This window comes from Parachryseolinea silvisoli (assembly GCF_021190955.1).
GTDB lineage: Bacteria > Bacteroidota > Bacteroidia > Cytophagales > Cyclobacteriaceae > Ohtaekwangia > Ohtaekwangia silvisoli.
In genome coordinates this window covers 308307-323159 of the sequence record NZ_JAIOAO010000006.1, presented here as the reverse complement: position 1 = coordinate 323159, position 14853 = coordinate 308307, and the positions used below count along the sequence as shown (strand labels likewise).

The following is a 14853-nucleotide window of genomic DNA, read 5'->3' as shown; positions in this document are numbered from 1 at the left end:
TCAATTCATTTTCAGTAATGCGTTTGAAAAATGTAAAAGCTTCGATTCTTCGAAGTCGTCGGCAATGACTTGCAAGCCCATGGGCAGGCCCTGGTTGTCGTTGCCACATGGCACGGCAATGGCGGGTACACCGGCCACATTAGCTTGAACGGAAAAAAGATCCGCCAAGTACATCTCTAACGGATTATCGGTGTGCTCGCCTAATTTGAAGGCTGTCGTTGGCGTAATAGGCATGACGATGAAGTCATACTGACGCAGCAGCTCTTTTGTTTTTTCGCGAATGATGCGGCGTACTTTCTGCGCCTTGGTATAGTATGCATCGTAATAGCTCGCGCTCAGTACAAAGGTGCCGAGCAGAATGCGTCGCTGTACTTCTTTACCAAATCCTTCTGACCGGCTCTTCTTATAAAGTGAGCTCAGGTCGGTGGCGCCGGCGCTGCGATAGCCATACCGCACGCCGTCATAGCGCGACAGGTTAGAGCTTGCTTCGGCGGTAGCCAGGATGTAATAAGTAGGCAGTACGTATTCTTGCAGCGGGAAATCGATCACTTCTACCGAGTGTCCTGCGGCACGAAGCTGGTCGAGCTTCGCGACAATGGCATCGCGGATCTCGGGTTGCAGCCCTTCGCCGCCGTCGATCTCGCGCACGTAGGCTACCTTGTAAGGCTTGCCATTAGATGCCGTAAGCTCGGCGGAATAAGACGGTACGGGTAGTTGGGACACCGTGCTGTCGACATCGTCGGCGCCGGCAATGACTTCCAGTACCAGGGCTACGTCTTCTACTGATTTGCCAAAGATGCCAATACAGTCGAAGGACGAGGCGTACGCGGCCAAACCGTAGCGGGAAATGCGGGAGTAGGTGGGCTTGAGGCCTACCAGGCCACAAAAGGCTGCAGGCTGACGTACGGAGCCGCCGGTATCAGAACCAATGGATACCTGGCACATATCGGCCTGAACGGCAACCGCTGAACCACCCGACGATCCACCCGGTACACGGGTATTGTCGGCATCGTTCAACACGGGGCCAAAGGCAGAGTTCTCGTTGGAAGAGCCCATCGCAAATTCGTCGCAGTTTTGACGACCGATGATGATGGCGTCTTCGTCCAGCAGGCGTTGTACGGCGGTACCGTTAAATTGAGAAATAAAACCATCCAACACCCGGCTGGCGCCCTGCAGTGGATGGTCTTTATAGGCAAGGACATCTTTCAGGCCCACCACGAGGCCCGCTAGTTTACCAGCGTTGCCTTCTTTGATTTTCTTGTCGACTGCCGCGGCCTGAAGAAGCGCTTCTTCTTCGTACACGCTCAAAAATGCATTGAGGTGCGCTTTCTTCCGGATGTTATCCAGATGATGACGAACCAGCTCGATGCTGGTGATGGCGCCGCGCTGCAGATCGTGCTGTATCTCGCGAAATGTAGCGTACGTTTTCAAGACTATTTACCTTCTTCGATTTTGCCTGCTTCCTCGACGTCTTTCTTAACATCGTTTACGGCACTCTTAAATTCTTTCACGCCCTTTCCAAGACCCTTCATGAATTCAGGAATTTTTTTGGCGCCAAAGAACACCAGTACAAAAAGGCCGATGAGCAGAATTTCCTGGAAACCAACCCCACTGAGAAACAATATGATAGCTTTCATGGCTTAATATTTTAAATACATGACAAAAGTAGACCAAAAAAGATTACCGTCAAACGAATATGGATGTGGGAGGCGGCCCGTGGAGGCCGGCGGCAAGTATTAAAAAACGCTTTTTCTTACATGTTCCGTAACCATCCCTGGGGGTCGAGGGGGGTCGTGCCTTTAAAGATCTGGAACCGCAACTCCGACGTCCCGTCGGTGTTGGAAAACACCCGCCCGATTTCCTGGTTGGTGGTGATCTTTTGGCCAGTACGCACAAAAACCTCTTTCAGGCCGGCATATACCGTAAAGTACTCACCGTGTTTAATAATGACCGAGCTGCCCATGGTCTGGATAAAAGCTACACGGGTCACTTCGCCCTCAAAAATGCTTTTTACCTTCTCGTCTTCCTTGGTCTGAATGTTCACGCCATTGTTCTGAACAATGATGCCCTTGATGACGGCGTGGTTTTGCCGCCCGAACTTTTGCGACACAAAGCCCGAGCAGGGCCAGGGGAATTTGTTTTTGTTGTTTTCAAAGGACGAGGAGAGGGCCACGGCCGCCTCGCTATGCTTTTTGGTCGAGCGTGATTCACGGGCCAATTCTTCGGCAATAATGTTTTCGATGAGCTTTTCCAGCTCAGCAACGGCCTTTTTGGTGGCGGCAATGTCTTTGCGCAGTTTCTTTTCTTCTTTTTCGAGCGACTTGACGATGGTGTTCTGCTTTTTGCGCAGGTCGGCCAGATTTTCGTTCTCGCGCTCTTCCTCCAGCAGGAGCTTATTTTTTTCTGTACGGCGGCCTTCGATCTCGCGCACCTGGCCGCCGAGGGCTTCCTGCACTTTGGCGATCTCCTGGGCTTGCAGCTTGCGCGTTTCGGAATATTGATCCATGTACCGCATGCGCATGATGAGCTGGTCAAAAGACTCCGACGAGAAAAGGAAGGTAAGGCGGGTTGTGCTGTTCTGTGCCTTCTGGGCGGCGTACAGCATTTTGGAATATTCTTTTTTGAGCTTGGTCAGGTCGTCTTCCAGCGCCCGGATGATATCATTGTTTTCGCCTATCTCGCCGTCGAGCAGGCGAACTTCTCCTTTGATGGAATTGACAAGCCCCTCCTGCTCGGTGATGCGCTGGTTTACAGCATTCAACTCACCAATGGAGTTTTTCTTCTTCGTCGATGTCTCCGTAAGGATCTTTTCGGTTTCTTTTATTTTTTCCAGGTTTTGCTGTTTCTCCTTCTGAAGCTGCGTTTTGTTTTTTTGCGCATACAGGGGGAGACAACCGGCCGACAGTAGAACAACAAGTAATAGCGCCTTACCTGCGGGCATACTTCTTGGGTATGTTAAACGGGAATTTTAATTCTTTGCCACCGACTTCGGCTTTGTTATACTCGAAGATGATGGTGGTGTTCAGGACGCCGCTCAGCGTTTTGTAGAAGAGGTTTATGGTGCCGTTGTAAGGAAAGAGCTTATTGCCCACCGGCTGGAAGTTGGAATAGTTCAGGGTGAGTGAATTGTTATTGGTGGCTTCCTTCATTTCTACCTTTTCGATCTTCATGCTGGCCGCGTTTACATAGTTGCTCACCGTGATGTCGCCGGTTTGTTGCTTAAGCAAAAAGAACGACGACTCCTGGGAAATATCATCGGCGTCGTTGCGTGGCAGAATGAGGTTGCCCAGCATCGCTTCCTGTATAACGTTGTAGTTGATCTCGAAATTATACCGTTTGGAAAGTTCGGGATATTCAAACACATAGTATTCTTTGTCGAGGTTGGAGACGATGGTGATCGAGTCTTTGTTGATCAAAGCCTTGCCGCCCTGCACACCAATGACGGAGAAGGTCATCCAGATGACGCTGTCTTTGCGAATGCGGATGTTGGTCTTCACCTCCCGTTCTTTGTTGGCATCGCGCAGCACCATGCGTGCTTTGCCTTGCATGTATTCAAACTCGATCTCTTCAATGTTCAGATTGGGTTTGGCGGGGCCGGCGGGTATCGTGCTGACGGCTTTTTTGCTACAGGCCATGGCCACAAGCGCCAAGCCGAAAAGCCAAAACCTAAGGTATCTATTCATAGATTTTTCTATTCGCTATTTTCTTATTTAATATTTCGCTGTCCGCATTCATGCCCCGGGCCTTCTCCCACTGCTGCACAGCGCCATTCACATCCCCCAGCTGGAACAGGATGTCGCCGTAGTGCTCGAAGTGTGTTGCCGTCGCTTTGCCGGTTTCAATGGCGCGCTCGATGGCTTTGCGGGCATCTTTAAATTTGCCACGAACATACAACACCCAGGCGTACGTATCCAGAAAGGTGGCATTTTCCGGATTATTCTTTATGAGGAGAGACGCCATTTTTTCGGCCTTCTCCAGGTTGACTTTCCGCAAGGAAAGGTAGTAGCTATAGTTGTTCAGCACCGTACTGTTCTCGGGGGTCAGCAGCAGGGCTTCTTCGTAGGCCTTGTCAGACTTGTCATATTCCCGGGCGGCGTGGTAGGCATCACCGAGCAGGCCGTTGATGTCTGACAGTACGGCGGGGTTAGAAGCAGACAGCCGCTTGGACTGTTGTAGGGCAGCGATGGCTTCCGGATAGTGACGCTTGCGAATGTGGGCGTTGCCACTGAAGTAATGGATCATCGCCTGGTTCGGGAATATTTCCAACGCCTGGTCGGCGTGACGGATAACGGCGTCCCACTGGTCGAGCTGTGTTTCGAGGTACAGCAGGTTCTCCCACACTTCGAAGTTCACGTCACCCAGCTCGATGGCTTTGAGGTATTCTTTCTGGGCATCGCGGGCTTTGCCGACCGCCAGGTTCAGGTCGCCCCCGACAATGTGTACACCCGACTCGGTGGGGTAATTTTTTTCGAGCTTCTCAAAGAGCGAGAAGGCATACGACACAAGGTCGGCATCGGTCTCACCTGTACGGGACTTGCGTTGGTTGATTTCGGCGTTATAGGTGCCCATGACGATCAGCTTGCTGCCAATCTCTACGCTCGGGTCGTCAAACAGGCTGAGCAACAACGGGCGGGCTTTGGCCTCCTGCTGTGCGTCGCGGTAGAAGCCGGCCAGGAGCATTTTGGCATTGCCGGCGTCGGGGTTCTGGGCGATGAATTTTTCGAGGTGCTGAATGGCCTCATCGCGCAGATTCTTCTGGGCCAACAGCTCGGCAAAGCCCATGCTATAGCGCTCTTCTCCAGGAAAGGCGGTGATTAGTTTTTCACCTTCCGCCAGGGCTTCTTTGATCTTGCCTTGTTGCAGGTACAGACGTTGTTTCTGTACCGACGATATTTCGGTTACGCCCAATACGGCCTCGGCGCGATTGTAAGTCTTGATGGCGTCCTCAAAGCGGTTGGCGTACTGATAAACGGCGGCGAGGTCATAAAAGTACTCTTCGGTATCGGGTACTTCTTTGATCAGGTTTTCGTAGGCTTCGGCGGCTTTGTCAAAGCGGGTCAGGCTGCTATAGATATTGGCCGCGAGCAGGTAAAAATATTTATTTTTCTTTTCGAGCTTCAGCGCGCTTTCAATGCTGAGAGAGGCCCGAAGGAGGTCTTCCTGCCGGTTGCTTTGGGCGAGCACCTCAGCCACTTTATAGTGCACGGTGGCATTGTCGGGGGTGATTTCGAGCGTGCGCTGGTAATAGAGGAGGGCCTTGGCATAATCCTCCAGGATGAAGAACTTTTCACCTTCGGTGAAGTAAAACTCTGCCTCGCGGAGCTTGATGCCGGATGCCTGTTCCTCCCCGCCGTTCTTTTTTTTACGCTGCGCCATGATGTCGCCTGAGGCGAAGAGTGCCATGGAGAGGATCATGGCGCAGGTAATATGCAGTTTTTGTGCCGTCACGCTATGGTATTGAAGTCACCAACGCTCAAATCGAGCGATGAACCTTCAAAAATAGCGAAATTCCCAAACATGCTGTTTTCCAGTAGTGCCTTTGATATGCGGCCCTCTTTCTGGAGGATAGAATTTTGGATACGGCTGTCGGTAATGCGGGTATTTTCGCCTACCGAGACATAGGGGCCAATGACAGAATTTTCAATGACCACACCCGGTCCGACGTAGCAGGGGGGAATAATGACGGAGTTGATGACTTTGGCCTTGTCGGAGACAAGCTTCTGGTCTTTAATGAATTCCAGGTAACGCTGGTTGGTTTGCACCGTCACGGCCTTGTTGCCGCAGTCAAGCCACTCGGTAACTTGCCCGGTCATAAGCTTGGCGCCGGCATTGCTGAGCCGTTGCAGGGCAGAGGTGAACTGGTACTCACCCTTGTCTTTGATATCGTTGTCGATCAGGTACTGCATCTCGCGGGCGAGGGCTGCACCGTCCTTAAAGAAGTAGATGCCAATGATGGCCAGGTCGGATACCGGCTGTGAGGGCTTTTCTACCATCTCTACAATCTCGCCGGTGTCGTTCAGGCGGACTACGCCAAATTGTGACGGGTCTGCTACGCGTTGTACCCAAATGATACCGTCTTTGTTGGTATCGAGCTTGAACTCTGCTTTGAAAAGGGTGTCGGCAAAGGCGACGATGACCTTGCCGGTAAACAGCTCTTTCGCGAAAAGCAGCGCGTGGGATATACCCATGGCAGTTTCCTGATAGTAAATTTTACCTTCTGCACCCACCTCGCGTGCAATGGCAATGAGGCTCTCTTCCACTTCTTTGCCGAAACTGGGGTGGATGATGAACCCAATCTTGTCAATTTTTTCAGGAGTGACCTTGGCGATGTCTTCCACCAGACGATGTACAATGGGCTTTCCGGCGATAGGTAATAGCGGTTTTGGAACGGAAAGCGTGTGCGGGCGTAAACGTTTTCCCAGGCCCGCCATGGGGATTATCATGTTCATAAGAGAGGTGATTGGTTAAAATGTTATGCAGCCAACTGTGCCGCTGCATAAACTACTGGCAAAATAATTAAAATTCATCGGACGGCTCGTGTTAATGATTTCCTTTCCAGGAAAAAAATCGTGCCGATGTAAACTATGATTATAATTGCCCGCACTCCCGTGCCGATCCACAAGTTTTCAAATGTCAGCTGATTTATGGCCCAAGTGAGTGCGATAGTGCCGAGTATATACCCCATGCCTGCCGCCACCCGGTAGGGGATGGGATAGTACTTCTGCCCGAGCAGGTAACAGGCCGCCACCATGCTGCCATAGCACAGCAAGGTAGCCCATGCGCTACCCATATACCCATAGTGAGGTATGAGAATATAGTTAGCAGCAATGGTAACCACGGCACCGCCCACCGTCAGCAACGTACCGATATAGGTGCGGTCGCTGAGCTTGAACCAGACGGATAAATTATAGTAAACGCCCAGAAACAGGTAGCCCAGGAGTAGTACCGGCACGACGGAAAGCCCCTCCCAATACGCCTCGTTCTTCAGGAACAACATCTTGAGGATGTCGAGGTTTGTGCTCACCACCAACAGCAACAGACAGCAGACAATAATGAAATAGTGGTTTACCTTCGCAAATAACTCAGGCGAGTTTTTATCGGCGGCGTTCGAAAAAAAGAAGGGTTCGGCTGCATAGCGAAACGACTGTATCGCCAGGTTCATGAGCACGGCAAATTTGTAGACCGCGCCGAAGATCCCCAGGGCAGATTGAGACGACCGCCCGGGATAGAAGCCCTCCGGCAGCCACCACTTCAGCGTCATCCGCGAAAACATTTCATTGGTCATCCCCGCCAGGCCCATCAGCATGACCGGGTATGCATACGTCAGCATGGCGGGCGACACCGTCCGGTCAAAGGTAGGACGCCACTGTAACAGCATACCGGCGAAGAAGACGAGATAGAATGCGTTGGCGATCAGGTTTGCCAGGATAACAAACCCCGCTCCGGCCGAAGGGTCGGGTGCTGCCGTGGGAAATACCACATACAGAAAGTAAAGGTTTAACCCGATGATAATGCCGATGTTTACGATCTTTCCGATCGTAAAACGCAATGCTTTCTTCTGTGCCCGCAGACGCGCAAACGGAATGGCCACGGCGGCGTCGATAAACAGGATGGCGGCAAGCCAGGTAATGAGGTTCGGCTCTCGCGGAACCTCCAGAACGTCGGCTGCCGGGCCGGCCAGGAGCACCAGCACGAGGCAGGATAGCAGGCTGACGCACAACACCACGGTTTGTGTAAGGTTAAACACCCGTTTTTCGTCTGCACCGGGTTTGTTGGCAAACCGGAAGTAGGCCGTCTCCATACCAAATGTAAAGATGACGTTCAGAACCGCTGTGTAGGTAAACAAGTTCGTGATCGTGCCATAGGCCTCGGTCGACAAAACTCTGGTATGCGGAACTAACAGAAGGAAATTGAGAAAGCGGGGGAGGATGCTGCCTAATCCGTACAGTACTGTCTCGCCTGCCAGGCGCTTGAGTTTACCCATGAGTCGATTTGCTGATTACAATACCGTGTCGTCGTGTGCGGCGTGGTACTACTTCCCTGTAAATGCGGGTTTACGTTTTTCAATGAAAGCGGTTGTGCCTTCTTTGAAATCATTGGTTACGGTAGCGGCGGCGAAGTTCTCAGCCTCGGTCTGATAGCCATTTTTTTCAAATCCATAGCCGGCGTTCACGGCCTTGATGCCGAGGGCAACGGCAAGGGGGCCTTTTGTCAGGATTTTGTCCATGATCTTTTGCGCCAGCTCGTCGAGCTCTGCCCGGGTGCCCACCACGTGGTTTACCAATCCGATAGCTTTTGCTTCCTGCGCGGTGATCATGTCGCCGGTCAGGATGAGCTCGAGTGCCTTGCCGCGGCCAACGAGTTGGGCCAGGCGCTGCGTGCCGCCATACCCCGGGATCAATCCCAAATTGACTTCAGGCTGTCCAAATTTGGCATTTTCTGTCGCAATACGCATGTGGCACGCCATGGCCAGCTCACAGCCTCCACCCAGGGCGAAACCGTTTACGGCGGCAATGATTGGTTTAGGGCAATCTTCTATCAGTTTAAATAAATTTTGGCCTTTCTGCGCCAATTCAAACGCTTGTTCTTTTGTCAGCGACGTAAATTCTTTGATATCGGCCCCTGCAACAAAGGCCTTTTCACCATCGCCCGTCAGAATAATTCCACGATAAGTGTCATTCTGGTAAGTTTCTTGTATAACTTCACGTAGCCCATCCATTGTTGCAACATTTAGTGCGTTCATTGCATCTGGTCGTGAGATCGTTACGACCAGTGTTCCAGAACTGTGATGTGTTTTAAGCACGGGCATAAGAGTGTTGGGGTGTTTAATGCATTGCAACTTATCGAGCTTTTATAAAGGGACAAAATATTTTATGCGGAAGAATTTTCACGCCTTTTTTTCAGTACTCCTGTTTGTTTGTGGGGGGATGACCACGTCCATGGCCGTCGACTGCCAGACCGTGGCGGGTACAGTCGGCGCACCGGCGAACTATAATAGTGCGTCTACGTGGAGTTGCGGTCATGTCCCGACCAGCTCCGACAATGTCATCATCAATCATCCTGTTACGATCACGGGCAACCAAACGTACCAGTGGGCGAATCAAACCATCACGATCAATAGCGGGGGCATCTTAAAAATCACGGGTACGCTGACGGTGCAGGGAAGCAACGAGATATTCAACGTCAACGGTGGTACCCTGGACGTTGCCGGCACCATCACACTCGACAACCAGCCGAAACTTAATGTTACCAACAATGGGGTTGTGAAGGCTGGCAACATCGTCATGAGTAATGCTGCGCGATATGTCACCACCAGCGGTACACTGGAACTAGCGGGTAGCCTGACAGTACCAAGCGGTAACACCTTTACCTACCCGGGTACATTGTCTATTCCCGGCGACGTCACCCTAGCCGCTACCGGAACGACGTTAACCTCCAGCTATGTGGGAGGAAATATCAGCCTGACAAATTCCAAACTTACCCTGACGACTTTACCTGCGACCACAACGTCGCCTGGCAATCTCACGCTTGGATCCAATTCCGAGCTCGTGTATTCTGGAGGTACGCTTAACTACGCGGCGGCACTGACCGTCAACAGCGGTGGCAAACTGACCGTTAACAGCGGTAATGTCAATCTGCAGGATCTTACGATCAATGCCGCGACAGTGACGGTAGCCGGCGGCAACCTGTCGGTTACAAATGCGATCATCCTGCAAAACAGCAACGCTACGCTTAACTTCAACTCGACGGGCGCTCTCAGCGCGAAGGCGATATCCCTCATCAGCTCCGGCTCTAACAAAAATCTGAATCTCACTGCCGGCACCATGTCGGTCACCAATCAGGTATTTATCGGTGCTGGCGCAAGCATTAATACAACCGCAGGGACGACCAGTACCGCCGGCAGCTTGTCGGTGGCAGACAATTCAAGTGCTATACTCAACAACAACGGATCGTTCACGGTGAACGGCAACGTGGCGAACTCCGGAAAAATCAACAACAACGGCACCATGCATGTAACCGGGAATATCACCACGACAAGCACGGGCAACTCTATATTCACAAATAACGGCAACCTCCACGTCGACGGCAATGTATCCATGGCGTCGGCTGCGAAATTCCAGGTCAATCCGGGTGGCACGGCCTACGTAGACGGTAACTTTACCGTGAATGCCAATCAGGGCCTGACGGTGGGCACAAATGTCAACCCACCTGCCTACGCCGACATGAAGATCGGTGGAAACCTGATCTCGACCGGTGGTGGCGATGCGTTGATTGATAGAAACGGACGGCTCGCCGTCTTTGGAAGTATGACGGGCGAAGGCGGTGGTGATACCCGGCTTACAGTCAATCAGGGAGGTCAGGTATATATCGATGACGATATAACCTTCTCCGGGGGTGGTGATAAAATCATTAACAACAATCCGAATCCTCCTGCCAACTACGGCCTTTACGTGGACGGAACAATTACCAATACAGGGGGAGGCGTAACAACCACTCCCAACACGGGTGATCAGGCTTACATGGAGTCTTCCAACAAACCTTTTTACGATTGGGTGAAGGCCTTGCCGAACAGTCCGCTGCCGGTAATATTGGCATACTTCCGTTTTGGTGCGACCACACCGGAACACGTAGCCCTGCAGTGGGCAACGACACTCGAGCAGAACTTCCGTCACTTTGAGGTTGAGCGTGCAGGCGAAGCGCTGACCTTTACAGCCATCGCGGTTGTAGCCGGAGAAGGTAACGAGCAGAAAGGCGCCGCCTATGAATTTGTTGACGATGCACCGCGTGCCGGTTGGAATTATTATCGCCTCAAGCAGGTAGACCTCGATGGTACGGTGGTATATTCCAATGTGATCCGCACGTACCAGACGACGGGCGCGTCGTCAACGGTATCCTTGTCGCCCAACCCCGCGCAATGCCAACAGGTGGTAACGCTGTCGCTACAAGACCGTGTTACAACACCGGCCATGCTGACATTCATCGATGGCGCGGGTCGTGTGTTGTTAGAAATAGCAGTGGATGAATCTGTAACCGCTATACCGCTGCCAGCAAACTTAATCACCGGTATATACGCTGTACGGCTGGCGTCGGCTTCCGGTCAGGCGCTTTTCCGTCTGGTGATACAATAGAATAGACAGTGTGAGAGCGAGAGCGAGTATGTTCGCTCTCGCTCTATTTTTTTAGATCATCGCCTGTTCGTGCATGAGCACCGGCAGGTTTTTGAGAATATCGTCGGTCATGCCCGCCAGGTCGAACTGAGGTTCCCAGCCCCAGTCAATGCGTGCAGTGGAGTCGTTGATAGAGCGTGGCCACGAGTCGGCAATGGCCTGACGGAAGTCGGGCTTGTAGGTGATTTCAAACTCGGGTATGTGCTTTTTGATCTCGGCAGCGATTTCGGCAGGGCAGAAGCTCATGGCAGAGATGTTGTAGCTGCCGCGCTCGTTTATTTTTTCGGCGGGCGCTTCCATGAGGTCAAGTGTTGCTTTGACAGCATCGTCCATATACATCATGGGCAGATAGGTGTCGGCGCTGAGGAAGCATTCGAATTTTTTTTCAGTCAGGGCCTTGAAGAAAATGTCGACGGCATAGTCCGTTGTGCCGCCGCCGGGTTTGGTCTTGTAGCCAATGAGACCCGGGTAACGCAGGCTGCGTACGTCGAGGCCGCGATTTTTATGATACCAGTTGCACCACAGCTCGCCGGCTTGTTTGCTGATGCCATAGATTGTGGTGGGGTCCATGATGGTATCCTGCGGTGTTTTTATTTTAGGCGTTGTGGGGCCGAAGGCCGCGATAGAGCTGGGCCAGTATACCTTCTCTATTTTATAGTTTACAGCGGCATCCAACACGCGAATGAGGCCGTCCATGTTCAACTGCCACGCAAACTTGGGATTTTTTTCACCCGTGGCCGACAGCACCGCGGCCAGGTGATATAGCTGCGTAAAGCCATTCTTTTTCACGAAATCGAGAAACTCGTTTTCTTTCATGACATCCAGGATCTCGAAGTTGCCGGTGGCGAGCACGCCTTCCGGATCTTTGATGTCGGTCGCGATCACGTTCTCTTTTCCGTGAAGCTTCCAAAGGCCTTGCGTCAGTTCAGAGCCCAGTTGTCCGCCTGCACCGATAACAAGAATTTTCTGTTTCTTCATGTGTATAAATTTCTGGTTTGCCTTTTAAGGGTTTGGTCTCGTTCCCCGTACTTGTAGGAAGGCGGGGCGAAATTACCAAAATTTACCATTCGCCTACTCTACGTTAGGAATGGTTTTGCATTAACTTAGCGGCCATGAACTTCAGGGATTACCTGACATCGAAAAAAATTGATGCGGAGGCTTTCCGGCGGGCAGAGCCTGCCCTGTGGGCTACGTGGGACGCCGAATTTGCGGAGATGCACCCCAGTAGTTTTACAGCACAAAAGCTGTATCTGATCAATCCGGTTCGAAGAAAGTATACTTTACAGATAGAGGTTATATCAGAGAAAACCGCTACAACTTTATCGCAACCGGTTACTACGACAGCGACTGAAACGATTGCACCAAAGCCCGCCGTTGCCAGGCCTGCTATCGCGAAGCCGATGATCAAGCCGAAGCCCGCGGAGACAGGCGAACAATCCGTCACGCAAGCGCCATCAGTGGCTACACCGCCGGCCGATGCCAGTACCAGCACAGATACTGCTGCCATTACACCACAGGCAAAACCGGCGGCTGCAAAGCCAGTTATTCCGCGACCGGTCATGAAACCGAAGCCGCCCGTAGAACAGCCTACGCAAGCAGAGACAACCGCGGCCGGGAAAAACACGACCAACGATATTATACCAGCGCAAACCACAGAGACACCGGCACCATCAGCAAAGCCTGCCGTGAAGCCTGTGGTTCCGCGTCCTATTATAAAGCCCGCTATACCGGCACCTGCCACGGAGTCAACAACCGCAACGGCTGGTATATCTTCACAAGAAGCAGTCACGTCATCGGACGCACAGCCGACGCCAGAGGCAGCACCGCCAGCGCCTGAAACACCACCGGCTGCTAAACCTGCTAAACCCGGTATGGCCCGGCCGGTGATCAAACCCCCAAAACCGAAAACAGATTAAACCCTATGTATAAGAAGCTACAACCGTTTTTACAACAGGAACTCGAAACCATCCGCACGGCCGGTCTTTTTAAAAAAGAGCGGATCATCACGACGCCGCAAGGAGCTGACATAAAGACCAGCGAAGGCAAAGAGGTGATCAACTTCTGCGCAAATAATTACCTGGGCTTGTCGTCACACCCGCGTGTGACCGAAGCCGCCAAGCGCGCGATCGATACACACGGCTTTGGGATGTCTTCGGTACGGTTCATTTGTGGCACACAAGATATTCATAAGACACTGGAGAAAAAGATTTCGGAATTCCTGGGCACGGAAGACACGATCTTATACGCGGCAGCCTTTGACGCCAACGGCGGTGTATTCGAACCGCTGCTGGGCGCAGAAGATGCCATCATCTCAGACGAGCTGAACCATGCGTCGATCATTGACGGCGTGCGTTTGTGCAAAGCCATGCGTTACCGGTATAAACACAACGATATGGCTGACCTGGAAAAGCAACTGCAGGATGCCCGCACTGCCGGGGCCAAACAGATCATCGTTGTGACCGACGGTGCATTCTCCATGGACGGCACCATTGCTCAAATGGACAAGATCTGTGACCTCGCGGATAAGTATGAAGCATTGGTGATGACCGACGAGTGTCACTCCACGGGGTTCATTGGCAAGACCGGTCGCGGTGTGCCGGAATACAGGGGAGTAACAGGTCGTGTAGACATTATCACCGGTACCCTAGGCAAGGCGTTGGGCGGTGCATCGGGCGGTTTTACATCGGGTCGCAAAGAGATCATTGAAATGTTGCGCCAGCGCTCACGTCCGTATTTGTTTTCGAATACCCTGGCGCCGTCGATCGTCGGCGCCTCAATCGAAGTGTTTAATATGTTGTCAGAGACCACTGATCTGCGCGACAAACTGGAAGAGAACACACACTACTTCCGCGCAGAGATGACGAAGGCCGGCTTCGATATTAAACCGGGCGAGCACCCTATTGTACCGATCATGCTATACGACGCGCCGTTGGCGCAGCAATTTGCTGACCGTCTGCTGGAGAAAGGTATTTATGTGATTGGTTTCTTCTTCCCGGTCGTGGCAAAAGGACAGGCACGGATTCGTGTGCAAATTTCGGCAGGTCACGATCGGCATCACCTGGATAAGGCCATTCGCGCTTTTACCGAAGTTGGAAAAGAGCTAGGGGTATTAAAAGAGGCTGTCGCAAAATAAAACGACGTAAATTATTATACTATAGGGCCATCTTTCGGGATGGCTTTTTTTTTGTCCAAAAACGAAACCTAACCTTTGTTTCAGTACACCGTTTACACGGCGAAGTGCCGGTTTCATATGAAACGGTCTAACCTAAAACATAAAATATGAATCAGAAACCATCAAATGCATTTGTCGCTGCTTCCTGGATTGCCCTTCTGGCCGGTATGATCTCGTTCATTATCGGACTCTGGAATGCCGACATGCTGTTGAATGAAAAAGGTTATTATTTTACTGTGTTGATGTTCGGCTTGTTTGCCGCCATCTCGTTACAAAAAAGTGTACGCGACCAGTTGGAAGGAATCGCTGTTACGCAGATCTATTACGGCCTGTGCTGGTTCTCCACGCTGCTGGCCATTGTGCTGCTAACGGTAGGGCTGTGGAATGCCACACTAACCCTAAGTGAAAAAGGCTTTTACTCCATGTCGTTCCTCCTGAGCTTGTTTGCCGCCATCGCCGTACAGAAAAATACCCGCGACTTAAAAAAGGCTGAGAGCGAGGGTCGATAACCAC

The 14853-nt window shown here is 51.9% G+C and carries 13 protein-coding genes; 4 read left to right on the top strand and 9 right to left on the bottom strand.

Annotated elements, in window-relative coordinates:
• The 8 genes from gatA to K7P01_RS28860 form a co-directional block, all read right to left on the bottom strand.
• Complete coding sequence (gene gatA, locus K7P01_RS28895) at positions 1-1431, bottom strand: Asp-tRNA(Asn)/Glu-tRNA(Gln) amidotransferase subunit GatA (RefSeq protein WP_267298066.1); 1431 nt, start codon at positions 1429-1431, stop codon at positions 1-3.
• Positions 1432-1433: 2 nt separating this feature from the next.
• Positions 1434-1637: a Sec-independent protein translocase subunit TatA/TatB gene (locus tag K7P01_RS28890; protein ID WP_254090990.1), complete on the bottom strand. Its 204-nt coding sequence runs from the start codon at positions 1635-1637 to the stop codon at positions 1434-1436.
• Between the two features lie 116 nt (positions 1638-1753).
• Positions 1754-2941 (bottom strand): murein hydrolase activator EnvC family protein, encoded by a 1188-nt coding sequence (locus K7P01_RS28885; RefSeq protein ID WP_267298065.1) that lies wholly within the window; start codon positions 2939-2941, stop codon positions 1754-1756.
• On the bottom strand, positions 2928-3683 hold the full coding sequence (locus tag K7P01_RS28880; RefSeq protein WP_267298064.1) for a DUF4292 domain-containing protein: 756 nt from the start codon (positions 3681-3683) through the stop codon (positions 2928-2930). Before K7P01_RS28880 ends, K7P01_RS28885 begins: the two co-directional genes overlap by 14 nt.
• The gene (locus K7P01_RS28875) at positions 3676-5448 is read right to left on the bottom strand and encodes a tetratricopeptide repeat protein (RefSeq protein ID WP_267298063.1); all 1773 of its coding nucleotides are present in this window, start codon (positions 5446-5448) and stop codon (positions 3676-3678) included. Before K7P01_RS28875 ends, K7P01_RS28880 begins: the two co-directional genes overlap by 8 nt.
• A complete protein-coding gene (locus K7P01_RS28870; protein ID WP_267298062.1) occupies positions 5445-6449 on the bottom strand; it encodes a sugar nucleotidyltransferase in 1005 nt (334 codons plus the stop codon). The genes K7P01_RS28875 and K7P01_RS28870 overlap by 4 nt, the downstream gene beginning before the upstream one ends.
• 74 nt (positions 6450-6523) lie before the next feature.
• Positions 6524-7984, bottom strand: a complete 1461-nt coding sequence (locus K7P01_RS28865) for a lipopolysaccharide biosynthesis protein (protein WP_267298061.1) — start codon at positions 7982-7984, stop codon at positions 6524-6526.
• 48 nt (positions 7985-8032) lie between these two features.
• Complete coding sequence (locus K7P01_RS28860) at positions 8033-8809, bottom strand: enoyl-CoA hydratase-related protein (protein WP_267298060.1); 777 nt, start codon at positions 8807-8809, stop codon at positions 8033-8035.
• Positions 8810-8873: 64 nt separating this feature from the next.
• Here K7P01_RS28860 and K7P01_RS28855 point away from each other — a divergent pair, with 64 nt between their 5' ends.
• Positions 8874-11129 carry a hypothetical protein gene (locus K7P01_RS28855; protein ID WP_267298059.1) on the top strand — a complete coding sequence of 752 codons (2256 nt, stop codon included), beginning with the start codon at positions 8874-8876 and terminating at the stop codon, positions 11127-11129.
• 51 nt (positions 11130-11180) lie between these two features.
• Here the strand turns inward: K7P01_RS28855 and K7P01_RS28850 are convergent, their stop codons facing one another.
• The gene (locus K7P01_RS28850; RefSeq protein WP_267298058.1) at positions 11181-12146 is read right to left on the bottom strand and encodes an NAD-dependent epimerase/dehydratase family protein; all 966 of its coding nucleotides are present in this window, start codon (positions 12144-12146) and stop codon (positions 11181-11183) included.
• 134 nt (positions 12147-12280) lie between these two features.
• Between K7P01_RS28850 and K7P01_RS28845 the strand changes: the two genes are divergently transcribed.
• From K7P01_RS28845 to yiaA, 3 genes are all read left to right on the top strand, one after another.
• Entirely contained in the window at positions 12281-13084 is an 804-nt protein-coding gene (locus K7P01_RS28845; RefSeq protein ID WP_267298133.1) for a hypothetical protein, read from the top strand.
• Positions 13085-13089: 5 nt separating this feature from the next.
• A complete protein-coding gene (kbl, locus tag K7P01_RS28840) occupies positions 13090-14301 on the top strand; it encodes a glycine C-acetyltransferase (protein ID WP_267298057.1) in 1212 nt (403 codons plus the stop codon).
• A gap of 146 nt (positions 14302-14447) precedes the next feature.
• Positions 14448-14849, top strand: a complete 402-nt coding sequence (gene yiaA, locus K7P01_RS28835) for an inner membrane protein YiaA (protein WP_267298056.1) — start codon at positions 14448-14450, stop codon at positions 14847-14849.
• The last annotated feature ends 4 nt before the right edge of the window (positions 14850-14853 follow it).

Bases quoted from the DNA above. Each gene is read 5' to 3' on its own strand.
- K7P01_RS28890 (WP_254090990.1), bottom strand. From the start codon at position 1,637: ATGAAAGCTATCATATTGTTTCTCAGTGGGGTTGGTTTCCAGGAAATT.
- K7P01_RS28885 (WP_267298065.1), bottom strand. From the start codon at position 2,941: ATGCCCGCAGGTAAGGCGCTATTACTTGTTGTTCTACTGTCGGCCGGT.
- K7P01_RS28880 (WP_267298064.1), bottom strand. From the start codon at position 3,683: ATGAATAGATACCTTAGGTTTTGGCTTTTCGGCTTGGCGCTTGTGGCC.
- K7P01_RS28870 (WP_267298062.1), bottom strand. From the start codon at position 6,449: ATGAACATGATAATCCCCATGGCGGGCCTGGGAAAACGTTTACGCCCG.
- K7P01_RS28865 (WP_267298061.1), bottom strand. From the start codon at position 7,984: ATGGGTAAACTCAAGCGCCTGGCAGGCGAGACAGTACTGTACGGATTA.
- K7P01_RS28860 (WP_267298060.1), bottom strand. From the start codon at position 8,809: ATGCCCGTGCTTAAAACACATCACAGTTCTGGAACACTGGTCGTAACG.
- K7P01_RS28855 (WP_267298059.1), top strand. From the start codon at position 8,874: ATGCGGAAGAATTTTCACGCCTTTTTTTCAGTACTCCTGTTTGTTTGT.
- K7P01_RS28850 (WP_267298058.1), bottom strand. From the start codon at position 12,146: ATGAAGAAACAGAAAATTCTTGTTATCGGTGCAGGCGGACAACTGGGC.
- K7P01_RS28845 (WP_267298133.1), top strand. From the start codon at position 12,281: ATGAACTTCAGGGATTACCTGACATCGAAAAAAATTGATGCGGAGGCT.
- kbl (WP_267298057.1), top strand. From the start codon at position 13,090: ATGTATAAGAAGCTACAACCGTTTTTACAACAGGAACTCGAAACCATC.
- yiaA (WP_267298056.1), top strand. From the start codon at position 14,448: ATGAATCAGAAACCATCAAATGCATTTGTCGCTGCTTCCTGGATTGCC.